At 64.2% G+C, this 16,586-nt stretch carries 12 protein-coding genes and 1 pseudogene; 7 read left to right on the plus strand and 6 right to left on the minus strand.

Annotation, left to right across the window (positions count from 1 at the left end; genetic code table 11):
• Positions 1–274: 274 nt before the first annotated feature.
• Complete coding sequence (locus NCS67_RS16090) at positions 275–1,240, minus strand: LysR family transcriptional regulator (RefSeq protein WP_239295020.1); 966 nt, start codon at positions 1,238–1,240, stop codon at positions 275–277.
• A 205-nt stretch (positions 1,241–1,445) separates the two neighbouring features.
• On the opposite strand from NCS67_RS16090, the gene NCS67_RS16095 reads away from it, so the two are divergent.
• From NCS67_RS16095 to NCS67_RS16105, 3 genes are all read left to right on the plus strand, one after another.
• On the plus strand, positions 1,446–2,978 hold the full coding sequence (locus tag NCS67_RS16095) for a CoA-acylating methylmalonate-semialdehyde dehydrogenase (RefSeq protein ID WP_250435700.1): 1,533 nt from the start codon (positions 1,446–1,448) through the stop codon (positions 2,976–2,978).
• A gap of 12 nt (positions 2,979–2,990) precedes the next feature.
• Positions 2,991–3,884: a 3-hydroxyisobutyrate dehydrogenase gene (gene mmsB, locus NCS67_RS16100; protein ID WP_250435701.1), complete on the plus strand. Its 894-nt coding sequence runs from the start codon at positions 2,991–2,993 to the stop codon at positions 3,882–3,884.
• 268 nt (positions 3,885–4,152) lie between these two features.
• Positions 4,153–4,509: a hypothetical protein gene (locus NCS67_RS16105; protein WP_033536128.1), complete on the plus strand. Its 357-nt coding sequence runs from the start codon at positions 4,153–4,155 to the stop codon at positions 4,507–4,509.
• A 60-nt stretch (positions 4,510–4,569) separates the two neighbouring features.
• Here the strand turns inward: NCS67_RS16105 and NCS67_RS16110 are convergent, their stop codons facing one another.
• Positions 4,570–6,006, minus strand: coding sequence for a dihydrolipoyl dehydrogenase (locus tag NCS67_RS16110; protein WP_250435702.1), 1,437 nt, complete (start codon positions 6,004–6,006; stop codon positions 4,570–4,572).
• 14 nt (positions 6,007–6,020) lie between these two features.
• Positions 6,021–6,821, minus strand: coding sequence for an SDR family oxidoreductase (locus NCS67_RS16115; RefSeq protein WP_250435704.1), 801 nt, complete (start codon positions 6,819–6,821; stop codon positions 6,021–6,023).
• A 148-nt stretch (positions 6,822–6,969) separates the two neighbouring features.
• Between NCS67_RS16115 and NCS67_RS16120 the strand changes: the two genes are divergently transcribed.
• Positions 6,970–8,355: a dienelactone hydrolase family protein gene (locus NCS67_RS16120; protein WP_250435705.1), complete on the plus strand. Its 1,386-nt coding sequence runs from the start codon at positions 6,970–6,972 to the stop codon at positions 8,353–8,355.
• On the opposite strand, the gene glgA is transcribed toward NCS67_RS16120, so the two are convergent.
• Entirely contained in the window at positions 8,331–9,794 is a 1,464-nt protein-coding gene (gene glgA, locus NCS67_RS16125; protein WP_250435706.1) for a glycogen synthase GlgA, read from the minus strand. The genes NCS67_RS16120 and glgA overlap by 25 nt on opposite strands.
• Before the next feature lie 43 nt (positions 9,795–9,837).
• A complete protein-coding gene (glgC, locus tag NCS67_RS16130; protein ID WP_008353483.1) occupies positions 9,838–11,112 on the minus strand; it encodes a glucose-1-phosphate adenylyltransferase in 1,275 nt (424 codons plus the stop codon).
• Between the two features lie 479 nt (positions 11,113–11,591).
• On the opposite strand from glgC, the gene pdxY reads away from it, so the two are divergent.
• Positions 11,592–12,473: a pyridoxal kinase PdxY gene (gene pdxY, locus NCS67_RS16135; RefSeq protein WP_033536161.1), complete on the plus strand. Its 882-nt coding sequence runs from the start codon at positions 11,592–11,594 to the stop codon at positions 12,471–12,473.
• Here the strand turns inward: pdxY and NCS67_RS16140 are convergent.
• Positions 12,470–14,079 (minus strand): annotated as a pseudogene (locus NCS67_RS16140) (IclR family transcriptional regulator). The gene pdxY and the pseudogene NCS67_RS16140 sit on opposite strands and share 4 nt — an antisense overlap.
• A 122-nt stretch (positions 14,080–14,201) precedes the next feature.
• Between NCS67_RS16140 and NCS67_RS16145 the strand changes: the two are divergent.
• Entirely contained in the window at positions 14,202–15,161 is a 960-nt protein-coding gene (locus NCS67_RS16145; protein WP_008353481.1) for an MBL fold metallo-hydrolase, read from the plus strand.
• Positions 15,162–15,263: 102 nt separating this feature from the next.
• The gene (locus NCS67_RS16150) at positions 15,264–16,586 is read left to right on the plus strand and encodes an MFS transporter (protein WP_250435707.1); all 1,323 of its coding nucleotides are present in this window, start codon (positions 15,264–15,266) and stop codon (positions 16,584–16,586) included.

The following is a 16,586-nucleotide window of genomic DNA, read 5'->3' on the forward strand; positions in this document are numbered from 1 at the left end:
ATGACGAAAGCCATTAGCGCACGGCGCGGCCCGTCGGGGCAGCGGGAAAGAAACTAGAGGAAATCACGGGAATGGAGCGCCGCGCTCTCCACGGCAATGCAATGAAACTGGCCGGCAATTATGCCCGAGCTCGCGTGGGCGAGTGACGTTTCGGCAGGACATCGAAGCAAAATTCCACGAATTTATCGAGTCAAATTTTGTGATGTTCGTGGTGGCGTCACGCCTACCACGTTCGGTCTCGAGTCGCTGTCAAAAAGCGTGTCGCCGGTCAGGATCACTTGACATCGACCCAGGCCATCTGCGCGCCGTCTCCCATCAGGAAGCCGCGGTTCGCTTCGGCCGCCGCGCGCAGGTAGTCCCATACAGCCGTGATGCGCTTCAGCTTGCGCAAATCCTCGCGGCAGGACAGATAGAAGGCGCGCGTCACGACGATATCGTCGGGCAAGACCGGCACGAAGCGCGGATCGGGCGAAGTCATGAAGCACGGCAGGATCGCGAGCGCGCGGCCCTGCAGCGCGGCGAAGTACTGCGCAATCGCGCTCGTACTGCGCCAGCGCGACACCGCGCCCGGCACCGCGCGTTCGAGATACAGCAATTCGTAGCTGAACGCGAGATCGTCGATATAGCTTGCGAAACGATGATGACGCAGATCGTCGCTCGTGCGGATCGGTTCGTGCGCGTCGAGATAGTCGGCGGTCGCGTAGAGCTTGAGCCGGTAATCGCACAGCTTCGTATAAACGTATTGGCCCTGCTCGGGTCGTTCGAGCGTGACGGCGATATCCGCCTCGCGCTTCGACAGACTCACGAAATGCGGTACCGGCAGCAGATCGATGGAGATGTTCGGATGCGCGTCCTGAAAGCGCGCGAGTTGCGGCGCGAGAAAGAAGCAGCCGAAGCCTTCCGTCGAACCGACGCGAACGTGTCCGGACAGCGCGTGCCCCGTATTGGCGATCTGCTCGGTCGCGGACTGCACCGTCGTCTCGATCGAATCGACGTAACCGAGCAGGCGCTGGCCTTCGGCCGTCAGAATGAATCCGCCGCTGCGCGATTTGTCGAACAGAAGCGTGCCGAGCGCGTCCTCCAGCGCGCGAACGCGCCGCGCGACCGTCGTGTAATCGACGCCCAGACGCTTCGCCGCGCCGCTCGCGCGCTGCGTGCGCGCGACTTCCAGGAAGAAGCGCAGGTCGTCCCAGTTGAGGCGCCCGATATCGAGCTTGGCGCTTGGAATAACGTTTGGCATGGCGTTTTTTTGCATATCGATCGGGTGTTTTTCTAGTGCCATGATGGACTTTTGCATAACTATACTCAAGGAAACGAGCGTGCTGCACTGCGCGCCGATTTCTTATAAACGGAGACGACATGCCTTTTCCCTTCGGCGCCGCACCGGCGCTCCGTCCGCGCGTCTTCGTTCCCCTTCGTGACAACTCATCCAAAAGGAGTGACTCGTGAATATCGCTGCTGAACATCCGGCGCAGAGCGCGTCCGTCCGTACGGCCAAACTGCTGATCGACGGCCAGTTCGTCGATTCGAAGACGACGGATTGGCGCGACATCGTCAATCCTGCGACGCAGGAAGTCGTCGGTCGCGTGCCGTTTGCGACGGTCGATGAAGTCAACGCCGCCGTTGCCGCCGCGCACAAGGCGTTTCAGACGTGGCGCACGACGCCGCTCGGCACGCGCATGCGTCTGATGCTCAAGTTTCAGGACCTCGTGCGCCAGAACCAGAAGCGCATCGCGCGGACGCTGACGGCGGAGCAGGGCAAGACGCTCGCCGATGCCGAAGGCGACATCTTTCGCGGTCTCGAAGTGGTCGAGCACGCGTGTTCGATTTCGACGCTGCAGCAGGGCGAATTCTCCGAAAACGTCGCGGGCGGCGTCGACACGTACACGCTACGGCAGCCGCTCGGCGTGTGCGCCGGCATCACGCCGTTCAATTTCCCCGCCATGATCCCGCTGTGGATGTTCCCGATGGCGATCGTCTGCGGTAACACGTTCGTACTGAAGCCGTCCGAACAGGATCCGCTCTCAACGATGGAACTCGTCGAACTCGCGCTCGAAGCGGGCGTGCCGGCGGGCGTGCTGAACGTCGTGCATGGCGGCAAGGAAGTCGTCGATGCGATCTGCACGCATCCCGATATCAAGGCGATTTCGTTCGTCGGGTCGACGGCCGTCGGCACGCACGTCTACAACCTCGCGAGCCAGCACGGCAAGCGCGTGCAGTCGATGATGGGCGCGAAGAATCACGCCGTCGTCCTGCCCGACGCCAACAAGGAGCAGACGCTCAACGCGCTCGCGGGCGCGGGCTTCGGCGCGGCGGGTCAGCGTTGCATGGCGACGTCGGTGGCCGTGTTCGTCGGGGCGTCGAAGGACTGGGTGCCGGAACTCGTCGAGAAGGCCAGGACGCTCAAAGTCAACGGCGGCACGGAGCCGAATACGGACGTCGGCCCGGTCGTGTCGAAAGCGGCAAAGGAGCGCATTCTGGGGCTCATCAGCAAGGGCGTGGAAGAGGGCGCGACGCTCGCGCTCGATGGCCGCGATATCGACGTGAAGGGCTACGAGAAGGGCAACTTCATCGGACCGACGATCTTCACGAACGTCGATACCGACATGTCGATCTACAAGACGGAAATCTTCGGCCCGGTGCTGTGCGTGCTGGAAGCCGATACGCTCGACGACGCCATCGCGCTCGTCAATCGCAATCCGATGGGCAACGGCGTCGGTCTCTTCACGCAAAGCGGCGCGGCGGCGCGCAAGTTCCAGAGCGAGATCGATATCGGTCAGGTCGGCATCAACATTCCGATTCCGGTGCCGGTGCCCGCGTTCAGCTTCACTGGCTCGCGCGGCTCGAAGCTCGGCGACCTCGGCCCGTACGGCAAGCAGGTCGTGCAGTTCTACACGCAGACGAAAACCGTCACCGCGCGCTGGTTCGACGACGCCACCGTGAACGACGGCGTCAACACGACCATCGCGCTTCGCTAAAGGGAGATGTCCATGCGAATCGGCTTCATTGGTTTGGGTCACATGGGCGGTCCGATGGCCGCCAATCTCCTGAAGGCCGGCCACGCGGTGACGGCGTTCGATCTCGTCTCCGCCGCGCTCGATGCGGCGAAGGCGGCGGGCGCGACGCTCGCCGCATCGCCGCGCGCGGCGGCGCAAGGCGCGGAAGTCGTCATCACGATGCTGCCCGCCGCGCAGCATGTGAAGAAGGTCTATCTGGGCGACGACGGCGTGCTCGCGGGCGTTGCGAAAGGCGTGCCGCTCGTCGACAGCAGCACGATCGATCCGGCGACCGCGAAGCTCATCGGCGAGGCGGCGGCGAAGCAGGGCAACCCGTTCGCCGATGCCCCCGTTTCCGGCGGCGTCGTCGGCGCGCAGGCGGGTACGCTGACGTTCATGGTCGGCGCCGATGAAACGCTCTTCGAAACATTGCGTCCCGTCTTGTCCGGCATGGGCAAAAACATGGTGCGATGCGGCGAAACCGGCACGGGCCAGATCGCGAAGATCTGCAATAACTTGCTGCTAGGGATTTCCATGATCGGCGTCGCCGAAGCGATGAAACTCGGCGAAACGCTCGGCATCGATCCGACGAAACTCGCGAGTATCGTCAATACATCGACTGGGCGTTGCTGGAGCTCGGATACGTGTAATCCCTATCCGGGCATCATCGAAACGGCGCCGGCGTCGCGTGGTTATTCGGGCGGATTTGGCGCTGATTTAATGCTCAAGGATCTCGGACTTGCCGTCGATGCAGCGCGCGCTGCGAAGCAGCCGGTATTCATGGGTGCGCTGGCACAACAGTTGTATCAGTCGATGAGCCAGCAAGGATTCGGCGGGCTCGATTTTTCGGGCATTATCAAGTTGTACGCGAAGAACTCTGGCGTTTAATACGGCTCGAACACTTTAGAAAATCGGCACGTACGCGCCTGCCGAATTTAGGGCCGGGAAATAACTGCTTTATTCAGCTGCACTGCACAACGAAGCGCGTAAAGCCTTATTGGATACGATCATCGGGAATACGATGATTCGCTTTCCAAAAAATTGTCCTATTCTGAAAGCACGACGCCCGTCTGCCGTTCGATCAGAACGCTCCGGTTTGCGCCACGGTGCAGGTAGAACGCCCGTCGTTTTCGGGCAATCAGATGAGGAGTACGCGATGCAAGTAACACGTCACTTAAATATGGAACTGCGGCACGCCACGGTGCCGACTTATGTAGCCAGCTATTTCTTCCCGTTGCTGCTATTGGCATACGAAGCTTGGCGAGTGGGGTCTTGGGTGGCGGTGAACGGCTTTAACTTCCTGAACTTCAACTCGATGGGTTACGAGTTCGCGCTGATGATTGCCGTGTTTTGCATGCAGGTCATCGTGGAAATCGCGTTCCTCGCGGGCGCCGTGCTGACGAAGCACAAGGACGTCGGACATAGACTGGCGAATTTGTCCTTGGGGCTTTTCTGTTCGCTCGTCGTGCTCGGGTTCGATCTCGCACTGCAATATGGTTTGAGCGGAAGCTGATCCTTGCTCTTTCCGACGATAAACGCCGGTTGCGTGCAACCGGCGTTCGTTTTTTTTGGATCAGCAACCCGCGGCGCTTGGTAATGCCGGCGGTGTTTCCGATCTTTCCTCGTAGCATTTTCTATCTGCATCTTTTAGCGCGGTGCGCAAGCCTTCTTCCACGACCGGATGATAGAAAGGCAGTTTGAGCGCTTCATCGAGCGTCAATTCCAGTTGCAGCGCCCACGCCAGCAGATGCCCGAGATGCTCCATCGCCGGGCCGCAGCCTTGCGCGCCGCGCAGCTTGCCGGTTTTCGCGTCGGCATAGACGTGCAGCAGGCCGCGATTCTGACGCATGACGCGGCTTCGTCCCTGATTCTCGAACGATGCTTCTCCTGTGACCGTCATCGGCTTGTCGAGATCGTCATACGATGCGCCGACGATCGCCACCTGCGGCTCGCAGAACACGATCGAGAACGGCACCTTGCGCTCGATCCGCTGCACGTCCGGAAAGCGCGCGGCGTTGTCGCCGGCGAGCTTGCCTTCGTCGGCGGCGTCGTGGAGCCACGGGCGCGCGCCGTCGCAATCGCCTGCGATGAAAATCGCGCTGTCGCCGCATTGCATCGTTGTTTCGTCGAAAAGCGGCGCGCCTTTTTCGTTCAGTTCGATGCCCGCGTTTTCCAGCGCGAGCGGCTTCAGATTCGGCGCGCGTCCGGTCGCGGCGAGCACGAGATCGAAGCGTTCGACGCGCGCCTCGCCGTCCGGCGACGTGAAGCGCAGCGTCGGCTGGCCGCCCTCTAGCGACATGCCGTCGATTTTCGCGTCGGGATCGAAATAGAACTCGTCGGCGAGCGCGGCGATAAGCGCATCGCGCACCGGTTTGTCCGTAATCGCTCCCGCGCTGCCGCCTTTGCCGAACATGAAAATTTCGATGCCGAGCCGCGCGAGCGCTTGCCCCAGCTCGAGCGCGATCGGTCCCGCGCCGAACACGGCGATGCGCTTCGGCAACGTGCGCAGTTCGAAGAGATCGTCGCTCGTGATGAGTTTGTCGCCGAACACCCTCAGCTCGTCGGGCACGCTCGGCGCGGCGCCCGTCGCGATGACGACGCTTTTGGCCTCGACGCGCGTGTCGTCGCCCATCCGCAATCGCGTCGGCGCTTCGAAGCGCGCCTTGCCGCGCAGCAGCATGCCATCCGGCAGCGCTTTGATCTCGTCGAGTACGCCCTTGACGAAATGATCGCGTTCGCGCCGCACGTAATCGAGCACGCGCGCGCGATCGGCTTCGAGCGCGTGCGTGCCTTCGATGCCGCGCGCGGCGAGCGAATGCGCGTCGTGCAAGCCGTTGGCCGCCGCGAGCAGCAGCTTCGACGGCATGCAGCCGACGCGCGCGCAGGTCGTGCCCGGTTCGCCGCCCTCGATCAGCACCGCGTTCGCGCCCGCGAGCCGCGCCGCGCGAAACGCGGCCATGCCGGCCGTGCCCGCGCCGATCACGGCGACGTCCACCTTGATTGGGTTCATTCCGTTGTCCGCCATCAGCCGTTATCCGCGAATCCCGGATAGAGCGTCATGCCGCCATCGACGAAAAGCGTCGTGCCGACGACGTAATCGCTATCGTCAGACGCAAGCCACACCGCCGCGCGCCCGATATCCTCGACCTCGCCGACGCGCCCGTACGGAATCAGCGTCAGCAACTTGTCGAGCTTGTCCTGCGTATCCCAAGCGTCCTTGTTGATCGGGGTGCGGATTGCGCCGGGCGCGATGCCGTTCACGCGAATGCGCTGCGGCGCGACTTCCTGCGCGATCGTTTTCATCATCATTTGAATGCCGCCCTTGGACGCAGCGTAGTTCACGTGTCCCGCCCACGGAATGACCTCGTGCACGGAACTCATGCAGATGATCTTCCCGAGCGCCTTCGACACGTCGCGCATGCCGCGCCGCTCGAATTCGCGCACGGCGCGCTGCGCGGTGAGGAACTGGCCGGTGAGATTCGTTTCGATGACCGTCTTCCAGTCGTCGAGCGTGAGCGCGGTGAACTTCGCGTCCTTCTGCAAGCCCGAATTCGCGACGACGATATCGACCGTGCCGTAGCGCTTCACGACGGCATCGAACATCGCGTCGATCTGGGTTTCGTCGGAGACGTCCGCGCCGACCGCGAACGCTTCGCCGCCTTTCGCCGTGATCGCGGCGGCGAGCTTTTCGGCGGGTTCCGCGTGCGAGTGATAGTTGATGGCGACGTGCGCGCCCGCATCGGCGAGCGCGGTCGCGACGCCCGCGCCGATGCCCGAACTCGCGCCCGTCACGAGCGCAATCTGGCCTGCGAGGGGTTTATGCATATGCGCTCCTGCATTTGTATTAATTTGTGCCTTACGCAAATTGCGCGCCCGCCGGCGCAAGGTCGCGAACAGGAAACGCCGATAATGCGGCCTTTAGGCTACGCGCGCGGGAACCATGTTTCGACTGCAGCTATTTTTCGTCTTTCTGATGGCATTCCATCTATCGGACAGTCATGCAACCAGCGCCTACGACGCGTTGCGTGCGCCGGTTCCCGCATTGCCCGGCGAACGCGTCGTGCAAGTGCCGGTCGGCGAGCGCGGCGATACCGCGCAATTGCAGGTGACGATCGCGATGCCGGAGGGCGCGGGACCGTTTCCGCTCGCCGTCATCAATCATGGCGGTTACGGCAAGAAAACGAAGGCGACGATGCCACGCTTTCATCTCACCTATCTGGCGAACTACTTCATGTCGCGCGGCTACGCGGTTGCGCTGCCGATGATGCGCGGCTACGCGGGATCGACGGGCGAACTGCGCGCGCACGGGTGCGATCTGGCGGGGCTCGGGAACAAGGCGGCGGACGATATCGGCAAGGTCATCGCGTACATGCGTCAGCAGCCTTACGTCGACGGTTCGCGCGTCGTTGTCGCAGGAGAGAGCGCGGGCGGTTGGTACAGCCTCGCGTTCGGGGCGCGAAACGCGCCGGAAGTGAAGGGCGTCGTGAACTTCTACGGCGGCGTGCGCGTCGACGTATGCGCGTCGGACGACGCTGCGCTCATCCGCGACAGCGCGGCGCTCGGCGCGCGTGCGCACGTTCCGTCGCTGTGGCTGTACGGCGAGAACGATTCGTTCTTTCCGGCCGGCACCTGGCGGGACATGTTCGCGCGCTACACGTCGGCGGGCGCGAACGCGGAACTGGCGAACTACGGCGCCTTCATGACCGATTCCCACAAGCTGCTGGGTTCATGGGAAGGCTTGCGCGTGTGGACGCCGAAACTCGATGCGTTCCTGAAGAAAATCGGCATGCCGTTCGCGTCGATTTACCCGGAGAACATGCCGATGGCGACGCCGCCCTCGAGCGGATACGCCGCCGTCGACGACATCGCCGCCGTGCCGTATCTCGGCAGCGAGGGCATGCGCGCGCTGTATCGGAAGTTCCTCTCGAAGCCGATTCCGCGCGCGTTTGCAATCGGACCGAACGGCGGCGCGGCGGCGCACGGCGGCTTCGATCCGTTGACGCAGGCCCTGCGCGACTGTGCGGCGCTCACGGCCGATTGCCGTCTCTATGCGTACGACGACCAGGTGGTCTGGACGCGCTCGGGCCCGCCCGCGACCGGTTTCGCCGCGCTTGCCGATGCGAGCGCCGTGCCGTTCATCGACGCCGCCGGTCGCAAGGGCTACGACGCGTTTCTGAAGTTGCCGCGTCCGCGCGCTTTCGTGATCGCGTCGGATGGCGCGTGGTCGATCGCGGCACTCGGGCCGGACCCGATCGCATCGGCGATGGCGCATTGCAGTCGCAAGCATCGCGGCTGCGCGCCCTACGCGGTGGATGGCGACGTCGTCTGGACGGCTCAGCCGCCCGTCAAATCCCGATAAACCTCCGCGTACTTGAGCGCGGCGTCTTCCCAGCCGAAGCTCTGGCCCATCGCGCGCTTGACGACGGCCTTCCACTCCGTGCGACGCGCCTTGAGCGCGAACGCGCGCCGGATCGCGCCGACGATGCCCGCGCGATCGAAAGTATCGAAGACGAAGCCGGTCGCGAGATCCTCGGCGAGATTTTCGAGCGATGAATCGACGACGGTATCCGCGAGCCCGCCCACGCGATGCACGAGCGGCAGCGAGCCGTACGCGAGCGCGTAGAGCTGCGTGAGCCCGCACGGCTCGAAGCGCGACGGCACCATCACGACGTCGCTGCCCGCGATGATCGAATGCGAAAGCGTCTCGTCGAAGCCGAGTTCGACCGCGACCGCGCCCGGATGCGCCGCCGCCGCGTTCTTCATGCCGGTTTCGAGCGCCGGGTCGCCGGTGCCGAGCACGACGAGCTGGCCGCCGCGCTGGACGATATCGGGCACGGCCGAAAGCAGCAGGTCGAGTCCTTTCTGCTCCGTCAGACGGCTGACGACGCCGAAGAGCAGGGCGTCGTCGTCCTTCGCGAGACCCATGCGCTCCTGCAGCGCCGTCTTGCATTTCGACTTGCCGCCGATCTTCGCCTGCGTGTATTTCGACGCGATGGATTCATCGGCGGTCGGGCTCCAGATCGAATAATCGACGCCGTTCAGAATCCCGGTGATGTCGTGCGTGCGCGTCTGCAGGAGACCGTGCAGTCCGGCGCCTTGCGCCTGCGTCTGGATTTCGCGCGCGTAGGTCGGGCTGACGGTAGTGATGCGATCGGCGAAATAAAGCCCCGCCTTGAGAAACGAGACGTGGCCGTAGAATTCGACGCCTTCCACCGCGTAGAAATCGCCGGGCAATTGCAGCGCGCCGAATTCCGAAGCCGGAAACGTGCCTTGATACGCCAGGTTGTGCACCGTCATCACAGTGCCGACCCGCGCCGCGCCGCCGCGCTCGAACGCGCGCAGATACGCCGGCGCAAGTCCCGCATGCCAGTCGTGGGCGTGGACGATATGCGGCTTCCATGCCGGGTCCACGCCCGTCGCGATGCGCGCCGCCGCCCAGCCGAGCAGCGCGAAGCGGCGATCGTTATCGGCATAGGGACGATTCGTCGCATCCATATACGGATTGCCCGGACGATCGTAGAACTGATCCGCGCGCACCACATACACGACGATGCCGTGCGGCTGCAGCACGCCGCGCTCGAGGCGGATATTGCCCGCGCCGAACGCGCTGCCGAGATCGGCCACGGGCTGAAGATCGTCGAGACCCGCGAGCACGGCGGGAAAGCCCGGCAGCACGACGCGCGCGTTCGTGCCCAGTTGCGATTGCGCGGGCGGCAACGCGCCGACCACATCGGCGAGGCCGCCGGTTTTCAACAGCGGAAACATTTCTGCTGCGGCATGCAGCACGCATACGGTCATCGGCACTCCCGTCGATTGGTTTTTATTGGCCGGCGCGCGGCGTCTAACGCTGTCCGAGCCGCGCCAGCGCGTCGCGTGTAATGAGCGTGACGCCGGACTCCGTGCGGAAGAAACGCGCGGCATCGTCGTCCGGATCCTCGCCGACCACGAGACCTTCGGGCACCGTGCAGCCGCGGTCGATCACGACCTTCTGCAAACGGCAACTCGGCCCGATGGTCACTTGCGGCAACAAGACTGCCTCATTGATGTTACAGAACGAGTGGACCCGCACCGCCGACGAAAACACCGACTTCGACACCTGCGATCCCGAGATCACGCAGCCGCCGCACACGAGCAGATTGGTGATCGCGCCTTGCTGCCCGTTCAGGTCGCGTACGAACTTGCCGGGCGGCAACTGCTCCTGATTCGTCCAGATCGGCCATTTGCGGTCGTACAAATCGAGCTCCGGAATCGTCGATGCGAGATCGAGATTCGCGGACCAGTACGCATCGACGGTGCCGACATCGCGCCAGTACGCGGGCGCTTCCGGATCGCTGCTCGACGTCACGCACGACATGCTGAACGGATGCGCGATCGCCTTGCCGGTCGTCACGACGCGCGGAATGATGTCCTTGCCGAAATCGTGATCCGTGTTCGACGTCTCGATGTTTTCCTGCAGCAGGTCATACAAATACTTCGCGCTGAACACGTAGATGCCCATGCTCGCGAGCGCGATGTCGGGCTTGCCGGGCATCGCGGGCGGATCGGCGGGCTTTTCCAGGAAATCGGTGACGCGGCGGTTTTCATCGACGTGCATCACGCCGAACGCGACCGCATCCATGCGCGGCACCTCGATGCAGCCGACCGTGCAGTCCGCGCCGCTTTCCACATGGTCGAGCACCATGCGCGTGTAATCCATCTTGTAGATGTGATCGCCCGCCAGCACGATGACGAACTCCGGCCCGATCGAGCGGACGATATCGAGGTTCTGATAGACCGCGTCGGCGGTGCCGCGATACCAGCTCGAATCCACGCGCTGCTGCGCCGGCCAGATATCGATGAACTCGTTGAACTCGCCGCGCAGGAAACCCCAGCCGCGCTGCAGATGGCGGATGAGCGAATGCGCCTTGTATTGCGTGACGACCGCGATGCGGCGGATGCCGGAATTGAGGCAGTTGGACAGCGCGAAGTCGATGATGCGGTACTTGCCGCCGAAGTGGACGGCCGGCTTCACGCGCTTGTCGGTGAGCGGACCGAGCCGGGTGCCGCGCCCGCCGGCGAGGACGATTGCGAGGGTCGACTTCTGCAAATCGGTGCGATTCTTAGCCAGCATCTCCATGTCAGCCTCCTGATTTGACCTGCGACGATTGATGTTCGATGTCTTGCCGTGTGTGCGTCCTCGTATGCTTTTGTTGGTATCTGTCGATGGAGCATTATCCGGCGCGCATTCGAATTCGTGTGCTGAAGTCGCCCGTTTTTTTCGCCGGGCGATGCGGACCGTTTCGCCGTCCGCATCGAGCAATGCGTGTGCCGAACGCGCACGAGCGTGCTGCGGTGTTGCAGACGCGCGACCTTTGGACTTCCTGTCGATCGCATCGCTCGACAAAACGCGTCCGCGCAATTTATAACGGGCACGCCATGCCGCAGTGCGTCGAGGCACGGCACAATATGAAGGTTGCACTGCCCGCGCACGGCGTCCGCGGGCGTGCTTTCCGAAACCATCGTCGCGTTGCGTTGCGTTGCGCTGCACGGCGCTGGCGCGCGACGAGCGTTTCGACGTTTCATCCGACCGGACACGATCAATCGGGAAAGCAGAACATGAACAACGTCCTGAGCATTCAATCGCATGTGGTGTTCGGCCATGCGGGCAACAGCGCGGCGGTTTTTCCCATGCGGCGACTCGGCGTGAACGTCTGGCCGCTCAACACCGTGCAGTTTTCCAATCACACGCAGTACGGCCGCTGGACAGGCAGCGCCTTCGATGCCGACGAATTGCAGAACGTCATCGAAGGCATCGGCGCGATCGGTGTGCTCGGGCGCTGCAACGCGGTGCTCTCCGGTTATCTCGGCGCGCCGGAGCAGGGCCGCGCGGTCGTCGAAATCGTGAAGATGGTGAAGGCGGTGAATCCGCGCGCGCTTTATTTTTGCGATCCGGTCATGGGTCAGACGGGCGGCTGCACGGTCGCGGCCGGCATCGAGGATTTCCTCGTTACGACGATGCCCGGAATCGCCGATGCGATCATGCCCAATCACGTCGAGCTGGAAAAGCTCGTCGGGCGTCCGATCGAGACGGTCGAGGAAGCCGTCGACGCATGCCGCGAAGTGATCGCGCGCGGGCCGCGCATCGTGCTGGTGAAGCATCTGCTCGATCGCAACAGCCGCGCCGACACCTTCAATATGCTCGCCGTCACGCCCGGCGAGGCGTGGTTCGCGCAGCGCCCGCTGTATCCGTTCGCGCGCCAGCCGGTGGGCGTCGGCGATCTGACGAGCGCGGTCTTCGTCGCGCGCACCTTGCAGGGCGACTCGCTGCGCACCGCGCTCGAGCACACGCTCGCGGCGGTCAATGCCGTCGTCAAGGCAACGTACGATGCCGGGCGTTACGAACTGGAGATCGTCGCATCGCAGGACGAGATCGCGAAGCCGACCGACCGTTTCCCCGCGATCCGCGTGACCGGCACGGAGATGGTCAAGGGCGGCTAGCTCGCGTCCATCAGACCGAAACGCCACGAAAGGCGCCGCGTCGCGGAAAGCAGCGCGCGGGCGAGCGGGCCGTCCGCGGCGCTGTCGAAGCCCCCCGACGAACCGATCAACGCGATCACGAGGCACACGCTGCCGGTGTGATCGAACACGGGCGCGGCCAGCGTATGGATGCCGGGCACCGGCGCGCCGAGCGCCGTATCGAGGCCGCGTTCGCGGATGTCGTCGAGCCGTGCGCGATACGCGGCGTCGCTTCCCGCAGCCGCTTGCGCGCCCGCGAGGCGGATGGCGTCCTGCGTCATCAGGCTCGCGAGCATGTCGGCGGGAAGGTGCGCGGCGTACACCCGCCCGATCGCGGTGTTGACGAGCGACATCACCGTGCCGACGCGCAAGCTCACATGCTGCGGCCGCGCCGATTCCTCCAGCCGGATCACGGTCGGGCCGAGCGGTCCGAGCGCGGCGGCGGCGACCGTCATCGACGTGCTCGCGGCGAGCGCGACGATCTCGGCTTCGGCATCGCGGATCGGCGAAAGGCGCTGCAGCGCGATCAGCCCGAGCTCGCGGCTCAGCGGGCCGGCGTGGAATAACCCGGCGTCGTCGCGCGCGAGCAGGCCGACCTTCACCAGACTCACCAGATGCGCGAACGCCTTCGCGGGCGGCATGCCGGCCGCGGCCGCGAGGTCGCGCAGCGTGAGCGGCTCGCCGGCGGCGACCAGCGCGCGCAGCAGATCGCCGGTCGCGTCGAGCGCGTTGATGCCGCGCTGCGGCTTCGTGTCCTCGTCGAAGATCGTCATGAAAGCAGTCCGGAAATGTCGCGCGCGGCATCCTTCAGCGCGTGCGCGAGCGGGCCGTCCCACGCGACGTCGACGAGGCCGGTCGGTCCGATCGCCGTCAGTGCGAGCTGCATCCGATGCGCGCCGTCGAACACCGGCACGCTCATGCTGCTCACGCCGGGACTCGGCGCATCGACGCTGCGTTCGATGCCGCGCGCGCGAATCGCTTCGATGCACGCGGCCATCTCCGGCGCATCGGCTTCGCCCTGATGCGCGAGCATCGCGGCGACGCGGGTGTCGTCGTCGAACGCGCGGAACACGCGGCCCGTGGACGTCGCCGAGAGCGACATCACCGTGCCCACGTGCAGATTCACATGCAGCGGATAGCCGCCGCGCTCATAGCGCACGATCGTCGGCCCTTGCGGCCCGGCGACGCTCACCGCGACGCTCATGCCGGTCGCGAGCGCCAGCGCCGACACGCGCGGCGCGGCGGCCCGATACGCCGGCTGATGCTCGAGATTCAACAGGCCGAGCCTGAGCGAGAGCGGCCCCGGCTCGTAATTGCCGGTGAGCGCGTCGCGCTTGACGAGGCCGAGCCGCGTCAAGCTCACGAGGTACGTGTGGGCCTGCGCGGTCGACAGTTCGGCCGCTTCGGCCAGCGCGCTCAACGCAAGCGGCTCGCGGCGCGCGGCGAGCGCATCGAGCAGACGCGCGCCGACTTCGACGCTCTGGATGCCGCGCTGTTTCTTTTCTTCGCCGATTTCGGAACGAGCCAAAAGCACTCCGCGATCTATAAAGGATGAACGAACCGCAGATGTTAGCCGAGCAGGAATCATCCGATGAAGCGATTCGGTACTTACCCGTAATTTGCAAATAGCAAGTATGCTTGCTGTTGACAAACAACGGCATCACGCCGATCATCCACCCATCCCCACGAGAATGGAAGCGAGACACGACCATGGCAAAAGCATTCGCATCGCAGGCCGATCTGGAAGAGAAGAAGATCACGTTCACGCAACTCTCCGAGAACGCGTACGCGTACACGGCGGAAGGCGATCCCAACTCGGGCGTGATCATCGGCGACGACGGCGTGCTCATCGTCGATACGACCGCCACGCCCGCAATGGCGCAGGATCTCATCGCGAAAATCCGCAGCGTCACCGACAAGCCGATCAAGTACATCGTGCTGTCGCACTATCACGCGGTGCGCGTGCTCGGCGCGTCGGCGTATTTCGCGGAAGGCGCGCAGCAGGTCATCGCGAGCCGCGGCACGTATGAAATGATCGTCGAGCGCGGCGAGCAGGACATGAAATCGGAGATCGAGCGCTTTCCGCGCCTTTTCGCCGGTGTCGAGACGGTGCCGGGCCTGACGTGGCCGACGCTCGTCTTCGAGAAGGAAATCACGCTGTATCTCGGCAAGCTCGAAGTGAAGATCGCGCATCTCGGCGCGGGTCACACGAAGGGCGATACGGTCGTCTGGCTGCCGTCGCAGAAAGTGCTGTTTTCGGGCGATCTCGTCGAGTACGACGCCGCCTGCTATTGCGGCGATGCCCAACTCGAAGAATGGCCCGCGACGCTCGAAGCGCTGCGCGCGCTGAAGGCCGACAAACTCGTGCCGGGACGCGGCCCGGCGCTGCTCTCGCCGGCGGAAGTCGACAAGGGCCTCGATTACACGAAGGACTTCGTCACGACGCTCTTGCAGGCGGGCCGCGAGGCCGTCGCCGAGAAACTCGACCTGAAGGGATCGATGGCGCTGACGCGCAAGGCGATGGATCCGAAATTCGGTCACGTCTTCATCTACGAGCACTGCCTGCCGTTCGACGTCTCGCGCGCTTACGACGAAGCGAGCGGCATCAAGCATCCGCGTATCTGGACGGCCCAGCGCGACCAGGAAATGTGGGCCGCATTGCAGGACTGACCGCCGTTTCTTGCGGCGCGCACTGACGCGCCGCTTCTCCCTCTCTCAAGGCAAAAGGCGCGCGCAAGACGCCGGCCTCATTACGCCCATCTGGAGCGAGACATGTCGAAGTCGATCAGCACGGCGGCGCTTGAGCCCAGCGCCGTCGCGGATGCGCACGCCCAATCGGACGACGCGCTGTTCCGCAAAATCGCGTGGCGCATCATTCCGTTTCTGTTCCTGTGCTACGTCGTGTCGTTTCTGGACCGCATCAACATCGGCTTCGCGCAATTGCAGATGAAGCACGATCTCGGCTTCTCCGATGCAATGTACGGCCTCGGCGCCGCCGTGTTTTATGTCGGCTACGTGCTTTTCGAAGTGCCGAGCAATCTGCTGCTCGCGAAGTTCGGCGCGCGCCGCACGTTCACGCGGATCATGCTGCTGTGGGGCGCGGCGTCGGTCGGAATGATGTTCGTATCGACGCCCGGCCATTTCTATCTGCTGCGCTTTCTGCTCGGCGTGTTCGAAGCGGGTTTCTTTCCGGGCATCGTGCTTTATCTGACGTACTGGTTTCCGGCGAAACGGCGGGCGGGCGTGATGTCGGTGTTCTTCGCGGGCGTGGCCGTCGCGGGCGTGTTCGGCGGACTCGTGTCCGGCTGGATCATGCGCGACATGGCCGGCGTGATGGGCCTGCACGGCTGGCAGTGGATGTTCGCGATCGAGGGCGCGCCCGCGGTGCTGCTCGGTCTTGTCGCGTTGCGCCTGCTGGTGGACACGCCGCGCGATGCGCAATGGCTCACGCAAACGGAGCAGGATCGGCTCACGGCACTCTGCGCGACCGGCCATCACGAGAAGCACGATAACAGCGGCATGCTCGATGCGCTGCGCAATCCGCGCGTCTATCTCTTCGCGTTCATCTATTTCTCGCTGACGTGCGCGTCGCTGACGCTGAGCTTCTGGATGCCGCTGATGATCCGCGACTTCGGCATCACCGATGTCATGTCGGTCAGCCTCTACACCGTCGTGCCGAACGCGATCGGCGCGGTGGGTCTGATTCTGATCGCGCGCCATTCGGATCGCGTCGCCGAGCGGCGCAAGCACTTCGCGTGCTGCACGATCGGCGGCGGCATCGCGCTCGCGGCCCTCACGCTGCATTTTCCGAGCTTCCCGCTGATGCTCGCGATTCTCTCGCTCGCCGCGACGCTGATTTTCGCCGCGCTGCCGATCTTCTGGGCCGTGCCCGCCAGCCATCTGCCGGGCAGGAGCGCGGCGGCGGGCATCGCTTTCATCAGCAGTATCGGCATCACGAGCGGGATCGTGAGTCCGTGGGTGATCGGCCAGATCCGCACCTCGACGGGCAGCATGGATCTCGCCGTGCATCTGCTTTCGTTGCTGCTCTTCGCGAGCGGCGCCGCGCTGTTTTTCGGGCTGCGGCGCGGCAATTGA

This window comes from Caballeronia sp. ATUFL_F2_KS9A (genome assembly GCF_023630765.1).
In the GTDB taxonomy this organism is placed as follows: domain Bacteria; phylum Pseudomonadota; class Gammaproteobacteria; order Burkholderiales; family Burkholderiaceae; genus Caballeronia; species Caballeronia zhejiangensis.